At 34.6% G+C, this 1,903-nt stretch carries 2 protein-coding genes; both read right to left on the bottom strand.

What is annotated here, in order from left to right:
- Positions 1-49 precede the first annotated feature (49 nt).
- A complete protein-coding gene (locus tag VU18_RS16290; protein WP_033012892.1) occupies positions 50-748 on the bottom strand; it encodes a hypothetical protein in 699 nt (232 codons plus the stop codon).
- On the bottom strand, positions 745-1,842 hold the full coding sequence (locus tag VU18_RS16295) for a ParA family protein (RefSeq protein ID WP_020279815.1): 1,098 nt from the start codon (positions 1,840-1,842) through the stop codon (positions 745-747). Before VU18_RS16295 ends, VU18_RS16290 begins: the two co-directional genes overlap by 4 nt.
- Positions 1,843-1,903 lie beyond the last annotated feature (61 nt).

The raw sequence follows: 1,903 nt of genomic DNA on the forward strand, positions 1-1,903 counted from the left end.
TTGGATAATCAACACGCCTGTTATTGTAATAAAAAATACTCACCTACAGTCAAGTATAATTCCAGGATGAGAAACTAGGTAGTGGAAATTGCAATGTTTTTTTTCCTTTTTTTGAGACTATATAATTATGATATTCGGTTAGCCATCTATACTTTTCATATAAACTCGGGTGATTTAGATTCGTCTGTTTCAATAAATCCATAATAACCCGTCCATGTAAATCATCATCTTGATTGTATAGATAGTTAATAAACGATAAAGAATCGCTATCTTTTAATAGTATATGGGAGAGCTTGAGTTCAAGTTGCTTAGGGTCTTCCGACGTTCCTAACATTAATTCAATTAGATTTTGGTCTATAACAATTCTCGGAAAACGGGCATATTTTGATTCTATGTAGTAGGCTTCAACTAAAGCTTGGCTATATACTATATCTCCATTGGTGTAGTGCCTTCCAATGGCTATACCACCTCTCACCAAAATGCCGTTAATGATCATAGAATATTGAACTTGTGCTGCAGCCTCTATTATTTTTACCGCATTATCAATGGAGTATTTACTTGAAAGCACAATCGAATCTGAAAATTGTCTTATTTCTAGGCCTGTTTTATCAAAAGAAGGTTTTAAAGATGTCAATAAATCTTCAATTTTTGGTAAGTATATGGGTTCAAACGGCCCAGAATCTCTTTTCACCATCTCTTTATATCCAAGAAGATCTAAAAAACAAACAATCCCTTGATGTATAATCATACTTTCTCTTTCTCCTCTATAATTTCTTTAGCACGAATAACCCTCTTCTCTAGTTCTGCAAACAGCTTCCTCCATTCTTGCATTCGTTTTTCTGTATCTTGCCATAATGCGCCTGCATATGGATAACCATTTGAACTAATAAGTGCAGTATCCTCTTTACTTAATGAAAAAATAGGCTTTGAACATTCTTGCATTAGAGTAACGAGACTACTGAAATCCGGAATTTTAACTGCCTCTGTACTTCCAAACTCTTCGCAAATTTGTAGTAAATTGATTTCACTATCACCAAACTGTTTTAGTACAGGCAAAAGTTCCTTTTCTATTCTACCAGGCAATCTTCTCATCCACATTTCAAAACCCGTTCTTGCTTTACTTCCCCTTGCTGTTTTGTAATTCTGTACAATTGTTCCTAAAAATAGTGGTCTACCTTCTGATATAGGCAACCCAATGGCTTTAAAATCATCAATAATGAGTCTATGTTCTTGAATCCATTTTTTTATTATTTGAGAAAGAGAACTAATTGCTTGCACATTAAATCGATCTGGAGAAACAGGAACAAAAAATGCGTCACAAGCCAAAAAACACGTTCTAGTAAGAGAGCCTGCGCTTGGACCAACGTCAATGAATACAAAGTCCGCTTTAATCTTTTTTCCTAACCTCTTTATCATATCATGCAGGGCAACATACAGAAACTTAAAATGAATCTGTGAAGACGTTCTGAAAGTATGAGCCTGAGACAAATCATCTTCAGCAGTACTGAGCCCCACATCCCCTTTTAATAGCATAATATTCTCGTTAAAGGGGGAGTCTATCAACTCAATTGAGTCAACATCTACATTTGATCTACTTCCTTCAATTCTTGGTCGCAGAGCTTGTAAAATTGAGGTACCGGGCAGATCTATCATTTCTTCTGTGTTATCATTATCCAATCTCTTTAATAAAGGACCCATAAAAAGTTCTGTAAGATTACATTGTGGATCAGCATCAATTAGCAACACTCTATAACCTGATTCTGCCAATGCATAACCAAGATTAAAAGTACTTGTGGTTTTTGAAACTCCTCCTTTATGGTTATATAAAGTGCAAATCAGCATAAATTCTCCTCCTCATCAACAAAAGTATTATCAAAATGTTATCTATATAAGTTGAAACTTT

This window comes from Geobacillus sp. ZGt-1 (genome assembly GCF_001026865.1).
Taxonomy (GTDB): domain Bacteria; phylum Bacillota; class Bacilli; order Bacillales; family Anoxybacillaceae; genus Geobacillus; species Geobacillus thermoleovorans.